We start from the raw sequence: 15682 nt of genomic DNA on the forward strand, positions 1-15682 counted from the left end.
AGCTTGTGTGCGGGCAATAACCGTATCGCCCGCCTTCAGCTCGACTATTCCGTAATTACAAGTGTAGGTTGTGCCGCTTACCGTCCAGCTCTTACTCGAACAAGGTGGGTATTGACCATCGCTCAGGTTGTATATTTAAGCTTCAGCCGAAACGCTGAACAACAAGGCAAACGCGGCGAGAGCCAAATAGCGCATGACGGGCATGGTCACGGTCATTCTTCCTCTTCAGGAGCAACGGGGACTATCTCCCCGGGCTTTTCCACCACTGCCGAGAGCTGCCGATATACGTAATCGGGGGTGCCAACAACCGCATACGTCGCCGTGGCGATAATGTTCTGGCTAACCATGCTCTGCGGCTGCTCCTCGTGTAAGTCGGTGTACTCCATACGCTGATCACTAGGGCAATCGACTGTCACTTGGAAGCCATCGAATTCCGGTACTTGAAAGGAAGCAGAATCACAGGAGCCATTGAGAAAATGCCATATTCCCCACTCCAATCCCGTCCTCGCTGCCTGATAGGCGCGAGCCTGTTGCAGGGCCAGGCTGCTGGTAGCGGTTTGAGTAGTGGATATACGCCACATGGCGGCGATGGCGCCGGCGATGATGATGATCAGGAACATTGCGGCGACGAGGCCAAAGCCATGTTGCTTCTGTAGGAGCAGGCCGTGCCCGCGAAGCTTTTGTATCGTCCGGATTCGCGGGCGCGGCCCGCTCCTACGGGGGCGTTGAGAGTTAGGGGGCATTGTCTACGTGGACCTGTTGCAAGAGGGAGATGGTTTCTCCGCCTTTGGTTAGCGATAAACGCAGGGTAACGAGGCCGTTTCGGGTGCTGGTGCCAGGTTGGTAACTGAAGGAGCAGGTGTTTACCGAGTCAACGACAACGGCCTGTATAGGATCTGAACCATCCAGTTTTTGAGATGACTCCCTGAGCAGTTCATCACCTGAGCAACGATAGGTAACGGCTTCATTCGCGAGGTAGAAGCGCTTCTGCGGTGAGGCATATTTAAATTTGAAGTCGGAAAGGCCGGCACTCAGCGTGCTGTCTTTCCAGATAAACGCCTTGGGCGAAATGGCGGAAACATCACCGTCTTGGGCTTCGGCGAGGCCTACAAGCCCTGTGGTGTTGTAAATAATCAGCCAGTGTGGAGTTGTGGCACTCGTTGGCTCTATCGGACTGAGAATATCTATCGAGCACGCACCGGTGGCTTGGATGCACGCAGGTGGATCCTGGCGTGGTCCTGCAGGGTCTGACTGATTGGCGCGGTATCGGCCTGCCGCACTGATGGGCACGAGGCGGACTTCATTGCTGGAGACAACCAGCAAGTTCGGCACCGCCAGCCGTATATCGCGTGCCATTCGGTTCAGTGCCATGGCGGCCAAGTCGGTGAGTTCGGCGCGGCGGCTTTGGTCGGCGAAGCCTTGCAGGGGACGGGACATTACGGTGGAAATCATGACCGCAACGATGCCGGCCAGGGCGATAACCATGATCAGTTCGACCAAGGTGAAGCCGCTGTTGCGGAAGTCGCCGCAGGAGGTCGTTTTCATCAATAGTCGGTCCGGTAGCCTGTCAGGGTCAGGGTTTGCCCTGAAGGGTCTTTGACGGAGACATCAATGCGCGTGGCATCCACCTGGTTTCCTGGCGGACCCAATTCAGCATCGGGTTCGACTACCACCGTCACCCGGTAGCCGGCAAGCTCTGGAATCGGCGAATTATCAATACCAAGGGGCGGAACGTTGACAGCCGGGATCAAGGGAGGGTTATTACCCAGATCAACAACCAGCAACGTCTCCAGATACGCCTCCGCAATATACAAACTCTGCTGCCGCAACATCGGATCGGCGGAGCGGGCGGTAATGCTGGCCATGGCGGAGAAGAGTGCGGCGGCGGCGATGCCGATGATGACGATGGTGATGACCAGCTCGACAAGGGTCATGCCGCGTTGCTTGCAGGGTGTGGCACGTGCCGGGTGGTGGATGGGTGAAGCGTCATCCACCCTACGGGGTTTATGGGTCATGGGCTGACCTCGATAAAGCCGGTGGAGTGGACAGTAAGTTTGAAAATTCCACCTGCAAATTCGACATTATCCGAAGGACTTGCTGCCCCGAGCGAGTCGAAGGTTACGGTCAAATCCTTATTTATACTTACTTGGTGCTTGTTAACACCTTGGTAATTGCTACCCGATGGGTCAGCAACAGGATCGTTGGCTTTTGGGTCTGTCGGCTCAACGCCACAGTCTTTGGCGTAGTTCAATTTATAGCCATCACTATCGACTAAGAACCTTATTGGGCAACCACTCGCCACGGCCAGTTTTTGTGCATAGCGAACAGACGAAAGAACCTCTTCAAAATAAAAGCGTTCATCGAAGTTGCTTTTGCTAAAGAAGCGCGGCCCCACCACGGCGGCGAGGATGCCGATGATGACGATCACCATGATCAACTCGACGATTGTAAAACCGCGTTGTTCAACCATTGGCCTGCCCTTCTTATAGAAGCGGGTTGGTGGCGGGAATCGACCCGCCTCCGGAAATTTGTGGCAACCCGGCCAGAAGCCGGGTTGCGGTGTAGCGTAGGGCGGGTGAAACCCGCTAGCCATAGGCCGCAGCGGCTTTCAGGCAATTGCGGACGGGACGCCCTGCATAGCTACACGGGTGTCACATTAACAGCTCGAATTATCTAGTTTCACTATTGCAGGAGAAGTGCTAGTTGCATCGGTATACGTGATCTGACATGTGGATTTCTTATCTGTAGGTACATTTTTGGCCGTTACAGTTTTAGCAGTAGCATCAAAGTCAAAATCATCATCGCTTAGCTGAGCAGCTATTTGAATACCTGCAAAACTGGGGTAACCATAAATCAATCCAACCGGTACATTTTCAAGATCTACAGAGCCAGTCGCACCTACCGCCGGGGGATTTTCCATCAAAGCAGCAGAATGAGCGATAGCTGATGCAGACTTCATTGCGCCTGCGGCACCTGCAATTGCTGCTGCACGTGCATCTCCTCCAAAATCCGCAAACCTCGGCAACGCAAACGCCGCCAAAATCCCCAATATCACAATAACCATAATCAACTCGATCATGGTGAAGCCGCTCTGTTGCTTTTTCATGGTGTTGCTCCTTTTTGCCTTATTCAAAAGTGACGGCGACTTCGCCGGTGTTGCTGTTGTACTCGATGAAATCGTCGTTTCCATCAAGGGTGTAGCGATAAAGGCAGCGGTGGCCCTGGGCCTCGGCGCGGAAGGTGGGGTTGTCGCCGGTGACGCTGGCCGCCGAGGCTTGCAGCAGGTTGGCCCAGAGGTTCATGCATTCCTGCTGGCTCATGCTGGTGCTGGCGCCGGGGTTGCCGCTGCGTTCGGTGCCAACCGGCCAGCCGGCGGCGTTGACGTCGACCGTGCCGTTGCCGTAACCGGCGACGTCGATCTGGCAGTTGCCGGCCACGCAACTGTTGCTGCCGCCGTTGCGGTTGAGTTCGTACTGGCCGCGCACCAGAGAGACGGCCGACGTGAAGGCGCCGCCGGCGCTGCGTACGGTGGCGCGGTGGGCGTCCTTGGCCGAGTCGATGAAGTGCGGTAGCGCCACCGCGGCGAGGATGCCGAGGATGGCGATGACCACCACCAGCTCAATCATGGTGAAGCCCTGGTTCTTCTGCATTACATGCGCTCGCTGCTGGTTTTCATTCATCTGCTCACCTCTCGTGTCGGCACAGGCGTACCGCCCTGCCCTTCGCGTTTCGTTGTTCGCTGCTTCAGTCATCACCCCCTCCCTTGCGCCGCGCTGCCCAGCTCCCACATGGGCAGGAACACGCCCAGCGCGAGGACCAGCACCATCACACCCATACAGACGATGAGGATCGGCTCGATGGCGTCGGCCAGTTGCTTGAGGTCGTAGTCGACTTCCTGTTCGTAGAAATCGGCGACTTCGATGAACAGGTCATCCAGCGCGCCGGTTTCTTCGCCGACGGCCATCATCTGCAGTACCAATGGGGTGAACAGGCCGGAGTTGTGCGCCGAGCGGGTCAGCGCTTCGCCGCGTTCGACGCTTTCGCGGATGCCGAGAATCGCCTGGCCGATATGCTGGTTGCCGACGCTGGCGCTGTTGATCGAGAGGGTCTGCAGCAGTGGCACGCCGGCGCGGTACATCATCGCGAAGGTGCGGGTGAAGCGCGCCAGGGCGATGCGTTCGAAGATGCCGCCGACGATGGGCAGGCGCAGCTTGATGCGGTCCCAGCGCAGTCTACCGGCGTCGGTTTCGATCCACTTGAAGAAGGCGTAAAGCCCGCCAACGATGCCCAGCAGCAACAGCCACCAATAGTCGCGCATGAAGTTGGAGGTGCCGATCAGCACGCGCGTGGCCCACGGCAGTTGCGCGTGGAACTGGGCGAAGACCTTGGCGAACGCCGGGATCACCAAGAGATTGATGACACCCAGCGCCACTCCCATGGCCACCAGCACGAAGATCGGATAACGCGTGGCCTGCTTGATGCGCTTGCGGGTCTCGCGCTCCAGTTCCAGATAGGCAGACAGCTGCTTGAACGCCTGATCGAGCTGGCCGGTGTTCTCGCCAACACTGACCATGCTGACGAACAGATTGTTGAACACCTTGGGATGCGCGTTCAGCGCCACGGCCATGGACTGGCCGCTTTCGAGGCTGGCGCGCACGTCCTGCAGGATGCTGCGGAAATACAGGTTGCGATTGGATTCGGCCAGCCCGCCGATGGCGCGAATGATCGGCACGCCGGCCTTGTTCAGGCTGTACATCTGGCGGCTGAAGATGATCAGTTCGTCCAGATCGACACGTTTGCGCCGCAGCTTCTCGCGCAGCACGGCAAACACGTCGACGCTATCGGCCTGGGCACGCTCCGCATCGATGGTCAGCGGGGTGATCTGGCGCGACACCAGCTCGCTGGCCACGGCGTCAGCGCTGGCGCCATCGAGTGCGCCGCTGACCCGTGCGCCGCGCATATCGCGGCCGGTATAGCGGAAGCTAGGCATCGGCAGGCTCCCCGCGAAGCGACCGGACGGCGCCCGTGGCGCTGGCGCCTACGGCCGCGATAGGCAGGAGACTAGCGGCGATCACGCGATCACCTCGTCGTCCGCCAGGGTGGCGCAGACCTTCAGCACCTCTTCGATACTGGTGACGCCGGCGATGGCGTAATCCAGCGCGCACGCCGCCAGTGGTCGATAGTGCGCCTGCTGGCGCGCTGCCTCGGCGAAGCCTTGCGGATCACCCCGACGAAGCGCGGCGATCATCGGTTCGTCCAGTTCCAGCAGCTCGTACACACCGACACGGCCGGCATAGCCGCTGTTGTGGCATTGATGGCAACCATTGCCGCGCTTGAAACGGTGGTCGCGCAGCGAGCCGCCGTGCAGCGCTTCCAGCCAGGCCAGTTGCCGAGGATCGGGCTGATCGTCCTCCATGCAGTTCTCGCACACGCGGCGTATCAGACGCTGGGCCAGCACCGCATTCAGCGCGGTGGCGACGAGGAAGGGCTCGACGCCCATGTCGATCAGGCGCATGGCCGAGGTCAGGGCATCGTTGGTGTGCAGCGTCGAAAGTACGAGGTGGCCGGTCAGTGCGGCGCGCAGGCCGATTTCGGCGGTTTCCTGATCACGGATCTCACCAACCAGGACGATGTCCGGGTCCTGACGCAAGGCGGCGCGCAGCACGCGGGCGAAGGTCAACTCGATCTTGGCGTTGACCTGCACCTGGTTGACCCGCGGCAGGCGGTACTCCACCGGGTCCTCAACCGTGATGATCTTCTTCTCCGGGCTGTTCAGCTCGGAAAGCCCGGCGTAGAGCGTGGTGGTCTTGCCCGAGCCGGTCGGGCCGGTGACCAGCACCATGCCGTGCGGACGCTGCAGCAGGCGCCGGAAGCGCTCGAGCATCGCCGGCGGCATGCCGGTGCCTTCGAGCTTGAACATGGCGCCGCTCTGGTCGAGCAGACGCATGACCACCGACTCGCCGAACTGCACCGGCATGGTGGAGACCCGCACATCGAGGTTGCGGTTCTTCACGCGGATGTTGAAACGGCCGTCCTGCGGCAGGCGCTTTTCCGAGATATCCAGGCCGGACATGATCTTCAGGCGCATGACCAGCGCCGAAGCCACACGGTGCTCCTTCATTACCTGTTCGTTGAGCACGCCGTCGATACGCTGGCGAATCCGCACCACGCCTTCGTCCGGTTCGATGTGAATGTCCGAGGCCTTCATCTGCACGGCGTCCTCGAACAGCGTCTGCAGCAGGCGCACCACCGGCGCATCGCTGTTGCTTTCGCCGAGGCGCGAGAGGTCGAAGTCGCTTTCCTGCAGCTCACCTTCCAGCTCGCCGGCCAGCGAGGCGATCTCACTGGTACGGCGGTAAAGCTGGTCCAGCGCGCCGAGCAGCTCGCTTTCACGCACCACCGCCGGGTGGACGCGCTTGCCCAGCAGGCGCTCGATCTCGTCCTGGGCGAAGATGTCCAGCGGGTCGGTCATGCCCACCAGCAAACCATCGCCCTGGCGGGACAGCACGATGACCCGGAAGCGCCGGGCGACCGCCTCGGGCAGGCTCTGGGTCAGCTGGTTGTCGAACTTGTAGTGCTTGAGTTCGACGAAGGGAATCTGCAGCTGCTCGGACAGCGCACGCAGCAGGCGGCCTTCGTCGATGAAGCCGAGGTCGAGTACCGTGCGCCCGAGCTTGGAGCCGGTGCGCTTCTGGTCCTGCAGCGCCTGCTGCAGCTGCGCCTCGCTGATCAGGCCGGCCTGGACCAGCAGATCGCCGAGACGAATCTTGCGCTGGCGCATGTCTTGCGCGGTCATCGGGCACCTCCGAGTACGCCGGCACGTTCGGCGGCGAAGCGCCGCGAGTTGTCATCGAGCCCCTGCCCTTGCGCGGCCAGACGGTAGTGGCGCGCCGCCCGGGCGGGTTGATCGATCTGTTCCAGCGCGATGGCCAAGCCCAGCTGCCAGGCCGCCTGCTGCGGCTGAAGAGCCACCAGCTGGCGATAAACCGCAGCGCTGCCCGCCCAGTCGCCTACCTGCTGCTGCAGAGCTGCCAGCAACGCGTGATAGCCGGGATCGCTGGCCAGCGACGGCGCGTTCTGCACCAGGGTGGCGAGCGCCGTCTGTTTGTCGCCGCTCTGCAGCTGGCCACGGGCGAGCAGCATACGCAGCTCGGCATCGAACGGCCGGCTCTGCAGCCGGGCCGGCAGCCACTCGAGCAATGGCTCGATCTGTCCAGCCGCCAGGTAAGCACGAGCCAACCAGCGGGCCGCCTCGGCGTTGTCCGGCTGTGCGGCATGGAACGCCTGCAGCAGCTCGATGGCACGGGGGAAGTTCTGCTGTTGCAGGGCATCGCGCGCCTGGGCCAGCGGGTCCGGTCGATGACTGCCGATCTGCACGGTGGGCGTGGTGGCAACCTGGGGTCTGGCAACCGGGGCCGGGGCTGGCTCGGCGACCGGTTGCACATCCGGCGCGATAACCGGCGCGGTCTGCGCGTCAGGCGCCGTGCGGGTGACCCACTCCGGCAGGCTCGCTTCGTCCAATGCCGGCTCGGCAAAAGGCAGGTCCAGGTCCTCAGGAACGGCCACTGGTGCGCCATCCATGTGGACTTCCAGCCAGAGCTGCACATGGCCAGCGGCCGGCTCAAGCCGATCACGCACGTCGAGGCGATCGGTCATGCCGAGCAGCAGCACCTGCACCTGGTCACCCTGCTGTTCCACTCGCCAGGACAGGCTTAGGCCATTGCTCTCCACGCGGCCGTTTCGCGGGCCATCGACGAGCGTCACATCCGGCAGACGCAGACTGATCGCGCCGCCTTCGTCGGTGCGCTGATAGCTGATCGAGCGATCCAGCAGCAACTGCAGCACGAAACGGCCACCGTCTTGCTGCGGCAAGACGTCGAGGAGCTGAGTTGCAGGCACCGCAGCGACCACCGGAGCAGCGGCAGGTGACTCCTGCACAGCCGGGGCTTGCGCGAAACGTTGGAACAGCACCACCGATGCCGCGGCGACCAACGCCCCGATAGCCAGCGGCAACAACCAGCGGCGCAGCCGTGCCGATCGCTGACGCCGCGTTGCAGCTGTTTCATCGACAGCCTGCATGTCGAGGAACGGGCTCTGCCCGCCGGATGCCGCGCCGCGCGCTTCGAGATCGCGCAGCATGTCGTTGACCAGGCTCATGGCCGCACCTCGGCCAGCTGCGATAACCATGGCAATGCACTCAGCAGCAGGCTCAGGGTTGCCGCACCCGCCAGCAGTGCCCAACGCAACGGAAGGGCTGCACGCAGGTACGGTCGCGCACCCTCGGTATCGGCCAGGGCACGGCGTACGTGGCGGCTGCCGACCCGTCGCTGGCCTTCGCCAAACGCCGCCATCAGGCACTTGTTGGCCAGGATGTTGAGCAACCGCGGGATGCCACCGCTGCCCTTGACCAGCAGGCGAATCGCGGCCGGCTTGAACAGCGGTTCGCCTTGATAGCCGGCGACCGCCAGACGTTCATGCAGGTAACGCCTGGCATCGCTGACATCCAGCGGGCGCAGGCGATAGGAGAATGTGATGCGCTGGCGCAACTGCCGGAAATTCTCGCTGGCCAGCGTAGCGTCCAGTTCAGGCTGGCCGAACAGCACCACCTGCAGCAGTTTGCGCTGCTCGGTTTCCAGATTGGTCAGCAGTCGCAAGGCCTCCAGCGTGGCCGGTGGCAGCGCCTGCGCCTCATCGATCAACAGCACGGTGCTCTTGCCCTGGCCGGCCAGCTCGATCAGCCGGCGATGCAGTGCCGTCAGCAACCCGTGATTGTCCAGTTGCTCGACCCGCGGCACATGCAGCTCATGGGCCAGCGCCTGGCGCAGCGCCATGGGTCCGAGCGCTGGGTTCGGCAACCAGGCGAGCTGGTAGTGTTCGGCATCCAGTTGCTTGAGCAGCGCGCGGCAGAGCAGGGTCTTGCCGGTGCCCACTTCGCCGGTCACCTTGATGAAGCCCTCGCCTTCGGCCAGAGCCACGCGCAGCAGGTTCAGGCACGCCTGGTAAGGCGGCAGGCGAACCATGAAGCCGGTATTCGGCGTCAATGCGAATGGCTTTTCCTGCAGCCCGAAGAATGCTTCGTACATACCGGCGCCTACCTGACCTGCCGGAACGAATCGGCGCTGCGGCGCAGCTCGTCGAGCCAGACCTGATCGTCGATCACCTGCGGGCGCACCAGGATGACCAGCTCGGTCTGCTCGAGCGATTTGCGTTGCTGCTGGAACAGGCTGCCGACGATGGGCAGCTTGGAGGCCCAGGGAATGTTGGCGTCGTTGTTGCTGTTGCGGTTTTCCAGCAGGCCACCGATGACCACGACCTGGCCGCTGCGCGCGCGCACGATGGAATCCGACTGGCGCGTGGTGGACAGCGCCAGTGGCAGGTTGAAGACGTTGTCGGAACCGCCCAGCTGGATACTCTTGTTCTGATCCTGAACGCGGCTGACGGTCGGACGCACGTGCAGCGTGACCTGGTCGTTCTCGTCGATCTGCGGAGTGACGTCCAGCGAGATACCGGAGAAGAACGGAGTCAGTGTGATGTCCAGATCGGGCGCGGTAGTGCCGCCCGCCAGCGAGGTGGTGGTGGTCGAAACGTCGGTGACGAAGAACTCGTCGGTGCCGACCTTGATCACGGCCTTCTGGTTGTTGAGGGTGGAAATCCGCGGGCTGGAAAGCACCCGCACATCGCCTTGGGTTTCCAGTAGCTGCAGCACGCCGCTGAAGTCGCCGACGCTGACCGCAGCGCTGAACACGCCACCGACATTGTTGACGCCGTCCAGCGTATCGCCCTGTACACCCAGCGCGAAGTCGGCGTTGCCCATGGAGCCCAGCTGCGCCCAGTTGATCCCGGACTGGAAGCCATCGGACAGGCTCACCTCGAGAATCTTGGTTTCCAGAATCACCTGACGCTGCAGGTTGCGCTGCGCCTGCTGCAGGAAGCGCTCGACGTTCTGCTGGTCGGCACTGGATGCTCGAACCACCAGCAGTCCGGCCTGAGGGTTGACCACCACGCTGTTGTCCGCCTCGCTGCCGATCATCATCGCCACGACCTCGCGCACTTCACTCCAGAAGTCGACGCTGCTGCTGGTCAGCAGCTGACTGGCGTTGACGGTGCTGGAGGTCGAGTTGGTCGTGGTTCCGCCTGCGCCGGTGTCGGTGTTGTCGCTGGTGGTGACCTGACCGGAGCTGACCCGAGTATCGGTCATGCCCTGTCGCTGCAGGTTGAGGTAGTTCAGGTCATAGGTGCGGGTGACTGCGGTATTGGCCTGGATCTGGTAGCCATAGCTGGTGCGGCGATAGTCGTAGCCGTAGCTGTCGCGCACCGCCGCGAGGACTTCTTCCAGCGTCACGTTGCGCAGGCTGAAGGTGATGTTGCCGGTCACCGCCGGGTGCACCAGCAGGTTCTGTCCGGCGTTGTCCATCAGGCTGAGGAAGAATTCGCGGGCCGGCATGTCGTTGGCGACCACATCGAAGCGCGGGCCACTGACAGCCGAACTGCCGTCGACGCTCAGCGGCGGAATCAGCGCAGCCTGCACCGACGGCGGCGGCAGCGCCTTGGCCTGGGTCTGCTGCAGGCTTTCCTCGAACAGACGGTTGCTCTGCTCGTAGAGGCGCTTGTCGCCGTCCTCGAATGTCTGGCAGGCGGCCAGCAGGCAGAACAGGCTCAGCAAGCCGAGACGTGGAAAAAGGGTCGGCATCATGGTCGGACTTGGCTCGGAGTAATGATCGGGGCAACCAGACGCAGCGTCTGCTGCTGGCCGTCGCGCTCGATCAGGACGGAATTCGTGTTGATGGCCAGGACTCGGGCATCGGCCAGGGTGTCGCCGACTCTCAGCGATTGGCCGTTGAGCACCGCCCGGGCGCTCTGCGCACCGCGGAAAATGGCCTGCAGGTGCAGCGTCGCCGGTGCCTGACGTTCCACTGCAGCAGTCACGAACGCCGCGGGCGGACGGGTAGGATCGAGCGCGTGGGCCGAAGCGGGCAGCAAAAGGAGCAAGCAGAACGCACGAGAAAAATCAGACACCAACCCACCCCGCTTCGCGACTCAAGGTATGCAGCTCCAGCGTGATCCGCGCCTTGTCCGGCCCGGCCTCATCGATGTGATAGTCCAGGCTGTCCCAATGCAGACGCCAGCCACTGTTCTGCACCGCCTGCAGGTAATCGAGCAGGTCGAAGTAGCCGCCTTGCAGGGTCAGACGCAGGCCGTGCCGGTAGAAGCCGACCGCCGCTGGCGGCGCATCCTTCGCCGCATCCGTCGCGCCGGCCGGCAACTCCAGCGGCGCGCTGAAGCTCTGCAGCGCGACCATCTGCAGTTGAGGCTGACGGCGCAGCAGGTCCTGCAGCAGCGCTTTCATGCGTGCAGGTGAAACCAGTGAGCGGGTTTCCTCGTCGATGCTGCGCAGAATCTGTTCGCGGCTGGTGCGTGCAATATCGAGTGCGTCGCGATAAGGACGATTGGGGTCGGCCGCGAGCTTGGCCTGAAGTTCGAGCAACGCATTGTTCGCCTCAAGCTGACGGGCTTCGGCGAGACGCAGCTGGCTGTCCTGCTGGGCGATGCGCTCGGCGAGCGGCTCAGCCACCAGCAGTAGATAAAGCATGCCCAGCAGGGAAGCGCCGACCAGCACGCTCAGCCACTGCTCGCGCGGCGCCAGCGCCTGCCAGCGCTGCCGCAGGCTTTGCATGGCGTTATTCATCGTCGCCCTCCTCCGCCGCACGGGATGCCAGGCGGAACGCCAGCAGGCCACTGTCGTCGCGCTGCAGATCAAAGCTGCCGAACTCGCGACCCTGCAACGTCTTGCTGCGCCCGAGGCTTTCCAGATAAAGCGGAAGCAGTTCCTGATCCTGGCTCAAGCCGCGCAACAGCATGTCGCTGCCGCCAGCCTGCAGACGGATGCGAGTCAGCCAGAGCCCGCGCGGCGGGTGCCGATCGGCCAGGGCCGTCAGCACTGGCGCGAAGCCGCTACGCAGCTGGCCATCGAGCGCGCGCAGATGCGTTGCGAGGCGTTGCAGCTGACGGTTCTCCGCTTCCCGCTCTGCCAGTTGCGCAGGCAGCCGGGTATCCAGCGTAGGTTCCCGATAGTTGGCCTTGAATGCAGCCAGCTGCGCCTCTGCAGAGACCGCCTGCGCCTCGGCCAACTGACGGTCCGAGGCGCGCTGCTTGAGGTTCCAGCCCTGCCAGGCAGCATGCGAAGCCAGCGCAAGTGCCAGTACACATGCGCCAAGAAGCAGTTGCCGCGGACGCGGGCCACCCTGCTGACGACGTTCGCGCTGATAGAGATTGACGTTCTGCATCAGACGGCGTCCTGACGCAGGGCGGCGCCGACGGCGCCAATGCAGAACGCCTGCTGCGCTTCGGACAGCTCGGCACCCGGCTGGCCGGGAAAGAGCTCGCGCAGGTCGAGGCGTTGCAGGTTCACCGCCAGGCCACTGGCCAGCCCCTGATAGGCGCGTTCGCCATCTTGCTTCATGGGCAGCAACATCAAGCGATTGATATAGCCCTTGCCGAGCTGGCTCTCGAAGTAGTCAAGCGAGCGCTGGATCTCCAGTGTCGTACTGCTCAAATCCTGGGCGGCGCGGGCCAGCCCCTGCTCGATGCGCCGTGCCATGTAAAGGTCGGCGCCGTTCTGGATACAGATCAGGCCTTCGCTGGTGCGCAGGCGCAGCAGTGCGAGATTCATGCCTTCGGCGCCGGCGAGCGAGCCTAGATTGCGAAACGCCATCTCGGTGATGTCGATGCTCGCCATGTGCAGACCGGCCTGACGCACGAGCTGGGCGTAGTGCTGCATCCGGGTTTTCTCGAGAACGGCGCAATAGACCATACGCGTGCGTCCGCGATAAGCGTCCTCGGGCAGCGCGAAGCAGTCGATCACCACATCGTCCAGCGGCTGGCTGATCATGTCCTTGATGCGCCAGCGCATGGCGTCACGCAATTCCTGCGGAGGCACTTCAGGCGCTTCGAGAAGGAACATCTGGTATTCGGAAGGATGCAGCAGCACGTTCGTCGGCAAGCCCTGCAAGGCACGTTCGCTCACGGCCTTCTCCAGCAGAGCGGCCTGCGCGTCGACGCTGCCTTCCAGGTGTTCGCAGTACGGCAGCAGCGGCCGCGCACCGGACACCCGAACGACGTGCGCCAACGCGATGCCTTGCGGACCAGCCTCAATGCCGAGCATGCCGGCTGCTTTTGATTTCTTGGTTTTGGAAAACAGACCCACCAATGGCTCCCTCGCCAAGACGTCGGTGCTCAACTGCCAAAAAGCAGAGAATCGATACTGAGGGCGTCAATAGATAGCATATTGCCATCTTGCGTGACTCTAACAATATCCGATGGGTGCGTCCAAATATTGTCGTGAATCAATCGCGCAACAGAAAACCGTCAATCCAAGGACGTCAAAGATCGCGCGCATTCTGGGTTAATTAATTAGCTCGCGCTATATCGGCTTAAGCCCTTTCGTCGCACGAGGGCATTACAAACTACGCACCTGACGAACGGTAGTTCGCGGAATAAGCTCGCGATGGATGCAGGAAAAGGAAACTGGCGCTTTTAGAACAGAGTGAGCTGCTCGAAACCACTGCGCAGATCGACCAACCGCACGCCGACGCCAATCAACCGAACCGGCCGGGCACCGCGGGAGAAGGCGATGGCGAGCAGATCGGCGTAGTCGTCGATTTCGAGTCCGGCGCCAGTCTGCTCCATTGTGGTCTGGGTGAAGTCATGGAATTTGAGCTTTACGAAGGGTTTGCCGGGTCGATAGCCGTTGTCGAGGCGCGCCATGCGGGTAGCCAACTGCTGCAGCAGCTCCGGGAGACGCTGCAGGCATGCCGCCAAGTCCGGCAGATCCTTGTCGTAGGTCTGCTCGACGCTCACCGACTGGCGCCGACTCTCCACCTGCACCGACCGCTCATCGACGCCGCGCGCCAGCCCCCAGAGCCGCTCACCGAACGCGCCGAACTCGCGGACCAGATCCAGTTTGCGCCACTCGCGTAAGTCGCTACAGGTGCGGATGCCGAGCCGGCCGAGCTTCTCAGCGGTGACGCGACCAACACCATGCAGCCGCTTGACCTCCAGCGCCTGTACGAAATCGTCGACCTGTGCCGGGGTAATGACGAACAGGCCGTCGGGCTTATTCCATTCGCTGGCAATCTTGGCGAGAAACTTGTTCGGAGCAACACCCGCCGACACCGTGATGCGCAGCTGCTGCCAGACCCGACGCCGGATGTCCTCGGCAATACGCGTGGCGCTACCGGAAAAATGCTCGCAGGCAGTGACGTCCAGATAAGCCTCGTCCAGCGACAGCGGCTCGATCTGCTCGGTGTAGGTGCGAAAGATGTTATGGATCTCACGCGAAGCCTCCCGGTAGGCATCCATGCGGGGCCGCAGGATCAGCAGATCAGGACACAACTTCAATGCGTGCCCGGACGCCATGGCCGAGCGAACACCATATGCACGCGCCTCGTAGTTGCACGTAGCAATGACCCCGCGCCGATCCGCAGCGCCACCAACTGCGATCGGCCGCCGAGCCAGACTGGGGTCGTCGCGCATCTCGATCGCGGCGTAAAAGCAGTCGCAATCAATATGGATGATCTTGCGAAGGGTGGACTGACTCACGGAAAACAGGGCACCGGACAGGAGTGAACGAATCTTCAGCGCAGCAGGTCGGTTATTGAGATGGTAAGTCCTTTATCACCCGATAGCCGGAGGTTCAGATGAAAATCTTGTACGCAGGCATCATCGCACTGGGCAGCTTGTTTTCCGCGGTTGCGCTGGCCGACCAGGACATGATGAACACTCAGCCGCAAGGCACCAACATCCAGCAGGAAAAGAAAGGCGAGGGAATGGTTCGCGAGAACGAAGATGGCGGCGCCGACCCGAAAATGAAAGAGGAAATCCAGGAAGATTGGCGCGAGGATGCCGAGAAGCGCCGCGAGAGCGACGTCATGAAGCCCGAGCAGCGCGGCTGAGCAACCAGCTTCGTCAAAGCTCCAGCGGGTACGGCTGAACCAGGGCTTTACCGTAGCCGTCGATGAACTCCGGCGGCATGCGCTTGGGTTTCCCGCTGGAGAGCTCGATGCAAACGAAAGTCGTCTGCGCGCGCAGCAGCGTAGCGCCGTCGGCCGGTCGGATCAGCTGGAAATTGCGTTTCATCTTCAAACGCTGATCGGATTCGGAAATCCAGGTTCCCAACTGCAGCAGATCGCCTTCGTAGGCCGCGGCCAGATAGTCGATCTCATGCCGCAGCACTGCCATCGCCCGATCGAGACGGCGGTAGTCGTCGATGCCCAATCCCAGACTCTGCGAATGCTGCCAGGCACACCGCTCCAGCCAGGTTACATAGACCGCATTGTTGGCATGGCCCAGCTCGTCGATATGCTCGGACTGCACCTGCAGGTCGATGGTAAACGCGTCCGCCTGATCCCAGCTCATTCGTTGCAAGCCTCGTTGGCCGTTTGCGATGACCTATGAAACCGCAGCCGCCGCGACGAGTCACGCCTGTTGCTGCGAGCAATGACAAGACATTCAGCGCAGTGCGACTCAACCGACTTTTCGACCACGCAAAACAAAAAGGGCCATCTCATAAAAGATGACCCCTTGAAGCCCAAAACGGGCAATAAAAATGGCGTCCCCTAGGGGACTCGAACCCCTGTTACCGCCGTGAAAGGGCGGTGTCCTAGGCCACTAGACGAAGGGGACG

General features: G+C 62.1%; 18 protein-coding genes and 1 tRNA gene. 1 reads left to right on the forward strand and 18 read right to left on the reverse strand.

Features of this window, described 5'->3' with window-relative positions:
• Positions 1-212: 212 nt before the first annotated feature.
• The 16 genes from BM275_RS13200 to dinB all read right to left on the reverse strand — a co-directional run bounded on the left by BM275_RS13200 (position 213) and on the right by dinB (position 14598).
• Positions 213-620, reverse strand: coding sequence for a pilus assembly protein MshP (locus BM275_RS13200; RefSeq protein ID WP_244153876.1), 408 nt, complete (start codon positions 618-620; stop codon positions 213-215).
• Positions 621-732: 112 nt separating this feature from the next.
• Positions 733-1545 carry a PulJ/GspJ family protein gene (locus BM275_RS13205; RefSeq protein WP_090521635.1) on the reverse strand — a complete coding sequence of 271 codons (813 nt, stop codon included), beginning with the start codon at positions 1543-1545 and terminating at the stop codon, positions 733-735.
• Complete coding sequence (locus BM275_RS13210; protein ID WP_374418135.1) at positions 1545-2015, reverse strand: prepilin-type N-terminal cleavage/methylation domain-containing protein; 471 nt, start codon at positions 2013-2015, stop codon at positions 1545-1547. The genes BM275_RS13205 and BM275_RS13210 overlap by 1 nt, the downstream gene beginning before the upstream one ends.
• On the reverse strand, positions 2012-2470 hold the full coding sequence (locus tag BM275_RS13215; protein ID WP_090521640.1) for a prepilin-type N-terminal cleavage/methylation domain-containing protein: 459 nt from the start codon (positions 2468-2470) through the stop codon (positions 2012-2014). The genes BM275_RS13210 and BM275_RS13215 overlap by 4 nt, the downstream gene beginning before the upstream one ends.
• A gap of 186 nt (positions 2471-2656) precedes the next feature.
• Positions 2657-3106 (reverse strand): pilin, encoded by a 450-nt coding sequence (locus BM275_RS13220; RefSeq protein WP_090521641.1) that lies wholly within the window; start codon positions 3104-3106, stop codon positions 2657-2659.
• Between the two features lie 19 nt (positions 3107-3125).
• Entirely contained in the window at positions 3126-3680 is a 555-nt protein-coding gene (locus BM275_RS13225) for a type II secretion system protein (protein ID WP_090521643.1), read from the reverse strand.
• A 71-nt stretch (positions 3681-3751) separates the two neighbouring features.
• Positions 3752-4990, reverse strand: a complete 1239-nt coding sequence (locus tag BM275_RS13230; protein WP_090521645.1) for a type II secretion system F family protein — start codon at positions 4988-4990, stop codon at positions 3752-3754.
• Between the two features lie 81 nt (positions 4991-5071).
• Positions 5072-6796: a GspE/PulE family protein gene (locus BM275_RS13235; RefSeq protein ID WP_042924473.1), complete on the reverse strand. Its 1725-nt coding sequence runs from the start codon at positions 6794-6796 to the stop codon at positions 5072-5074.
• The gene (locus BM275_RS13240) at positions 6793-8157 is read right to left on the reverse strand and encodes a tetratricopeptide repeat protein (protein ID WP_090521647.1); all 1365 of its coding nucleotides are present in this window, start codon (positions 8155-8157) and stop codon (positions 6793-6795) included. The genes BM275_RS13235 and BM275_RS13240 overlap by 4 nt, the downstream gene beginning before the upstream one ends.
• The gene (locus BM275_RS13245; RefSeq protein ID WP_090521649.1) at positions 8154-9083 is read right to left on the reverse strand and encodes an ExeA family protein; all 930 of its coding nucleotides are present in this window, start codon (positions 9081-9083) and stop codon (positions 8154-8156) included. Before BM275_RS13245 ends, BM275_RS13240 begins: the two co-directional genes overlap by 4 nt.
• 8 nt (positions 9084-9091) lie before the next feature.
• Positions 9092-10693, reverse strand: coding sequence for a pilus (MSHA type) biogenesis protein MshL (gene mshL, locus BM275_RS13250; protein ID WP_090521652.1), 1602 nt, complete (start codon positions 10691-10693; stop codon positions 9092-9094).
• Positions 10690-10926, reverse strand: a complete 237-nt coding sequence (locus BM275_RS13255; protein ID WP_244153877.1) for a Type II secretory pathway component — start codon at positions 10924-10926, stop codon at positions 10690-10692. The genes mshL and BM275_RS13255 overlap by 4 nt, the downstream gene beginning before the upstream one ends.
• An 82-nt stretch (positions 10927-11008) precedes the next feature.
• Positions 11009-11686, reverse strand: a complete 678-nt coding sequence (gspM, locus tag BM275_RS13260) for a type II secretion system protein GspM (protein WP_090521654.1) — start codon at positions 11684-11686, stop codon at positions 11009-11011.
• Entirely contained in the window at positions 11679-12284 is a 606-nt protein-coding gene (locus tag BM275_RS13265; protein ID WP_046622032.1) for a PilN domain-containing protein, read from the reverse strand. The genes gspM and BM275_RS13265 overlap by 8 nt, the downstream gene beginning before the upstream one ends.
• Positions 12284-13162 carry an MSHA biogenesis protein MshI gene (locus BM275_RS13270; RefSeq protein WP_244153878.1) on the reverse strand — a complete coding sequence of 293 codons (879 nt, stop codon included), beginning with the start codon at positions 13160-13162 and terminating at the stop codon, positions 12284-12286. Before BM275_RS13270 ends, BM275_RS13265 begins: the two co-directional genes overlap by 1 nt.
• A gap of 371 nt (positions 13163-13533) precedes the next feature.
• Positions 13534-14598, reverse strand: a complete 1065-nt coding sequence (gene dinB / locus BM275_RS13275; RefSeq protein ID WP_090521659.1) for a DNA polymerase IV — start codon at positions 14596-14598, stop codon at positions 13534-13536.
• Between the two features lie 98 nt (positions 14599-14696).
• Here dinB and BM275_RS13280 point away from each other — a divergent pair, with 98 nt between their 5' ends.
• On the forward strand, positions 14697-14951 hold the full coding sequence (locus tag BM275_RS13280) for a hypothetical protein (protein ID WP_042924450.1): 255 nt from the start codon (positions 14697-14699) through the stop codon (positions 14949-14951).
• A 13-nt stretch (positions 14952-14964) separates the two neighbouring features.
• On the opposite strand, the gene BM275_RS13285 is transcribed toward BM275_RS13280, so the two are convergent.
• Positions 14965-15414, reverse strand: coding sequence for an acyl-CoA thioesterase (locus tag BM275_RS13285; protein ID WP_046622039.1), 450 nt, complete (start codon positions 15412-15414; stop codon positions 14965-14967).
• A 191-nt stretch (positions 15415-15605) separates the two neighbouring features.
• Positions 15606-15681 (reverse strand) — tRNA-Glu (locus BM275_RS13290).
• Position 15682 lies beyond the last annotated feature (1 nt).

It is taken from the genome of Stutzerimonas kunmingensis, assembly GCF_900114065.1.
Classification (GTDB): domain Bacteria; phylum Pseudomonadota; class Gammaproteobacteria; order Pseudomonadales; family Pseudomonadaceae; genus Stutzerimonas; species Stutzerimonas kunmingensis.

Excerpts from the sequence above, each read along its gene's own strand:
- BM275_RS13270 (WP_244153878.1), bottom strand. The coding sequence starts at position 13,162 with ATGCTCGGCATTGAGGCTGGTCCGCAAGGCATCGCGTTGGCGCACGTC.
- BM275_RS13210 (WP_374418135.1), bottom strand. The coding sequence starts at position 2,015 with ATGACCCATAAACCCCGTAGGGTGGATGACGCTTCACCCATCCACCAC.
- BM275_RS13235 (WP_042924473.1), bottom strand. The coding sequence starts at position 6,796 with ATGACCGCGCAAGACATGCGCCAGCGCAAGATTCGTCTCGGCGATCTG.
- BM275_RS13230 (WP_090521645.1), bottom strand. The coding sequence starts at position 4,990 with ATGCCTAGCTTCCGCTATACCGGCCGCGATATGCGCGGCGCACGGGTC.
- BM275_RS13285 (WP_046622039.1), bottom strand. The coding sequence starts at position 15,414 with ATGAGCTGGGATCAGGCGGACGCGTTTACCATCGACCTGCAGGTGCAG.
- mshL (WP_090521652.1), bottom strand. The coding sequence starts at position 10,693 with ATGATGCCGACCCTTTTTCCACGTCTCGGCTTGCTGAGCCTGTTCTGC.
- BM275_RS13225 (WP_090521643.1), bottom strand. The coding sequence starts at position 3,680 with ATGAATGAAAACCAGCAGCGAGCGCATGTAATGCAGAAGAACCAGGGC.
- BM275_RS13280 (WP_042924450.1), top strand. The coding sequence starts at position 14,697 with ATGAAAATCTTGTACGCAGGCATCATCGCACTGGGCAGCTTGTTTTCC.
- BM275_RS13240 (WP_090521647.1), bottom strand. The coding sequence starts at position 8,157 with ATGAGCCTGGTCAACGACATGCTGCGCGATCTCGAAGCGCGCGGCGCG.
- BM275_RS13265 (WP_046622032.1), bottom strand. The coding sequence starts at position 12,284 with ATGCAGAACGTCAATCTCTATCAGCGCGAACGTCGTCAGCAGGGTGGC.
- BM275_RS13215 (WP_090521640.1), bottom strand. The coding sequence starts at position 2,470 with ATGGTTGAACAACGCGGTTTTACAATCGTCGAGTTGATCATGGTGATC.
- BM275_RS13245 (WP_090521649.1), bottom strand. The coding sequence starts at position 9,083 with ATGTACGAAGCATTCTTCGGGCTGCAGGAAAAGCCATTCGCATTGACG.
- gspM (WP_090521654.1), bottom strand. The coding sequence starts at position 11,686 with ATGAATAACGCCATGCAAAGCCTGCGGCAGCGCTGGCAGGCGCTGGCG.
- BM275_RS13205 (WP_090521635.1), bottom strand. The coding sequence starts at position 1,545 with ATGAAAACGACCTCCTGCGGCGACTTCCGCAACAGCGGCTTCACCTTG.
- BM275_RS13200 (WP_244153876.1), bottom strand. The coding sequence starts at position 620 with ATGTTCCTGATCATCATCATCGCCGGCGCCATCGCCGCCATGTGGCGT.
- BM275_RS13220 (WP_090521641.1), bottom strand. The coding sequence starts at position 3,106 with ATGAAAAAGCAACAGAGCGGCTTCACCATGATCGAGTTGATTATGGTT.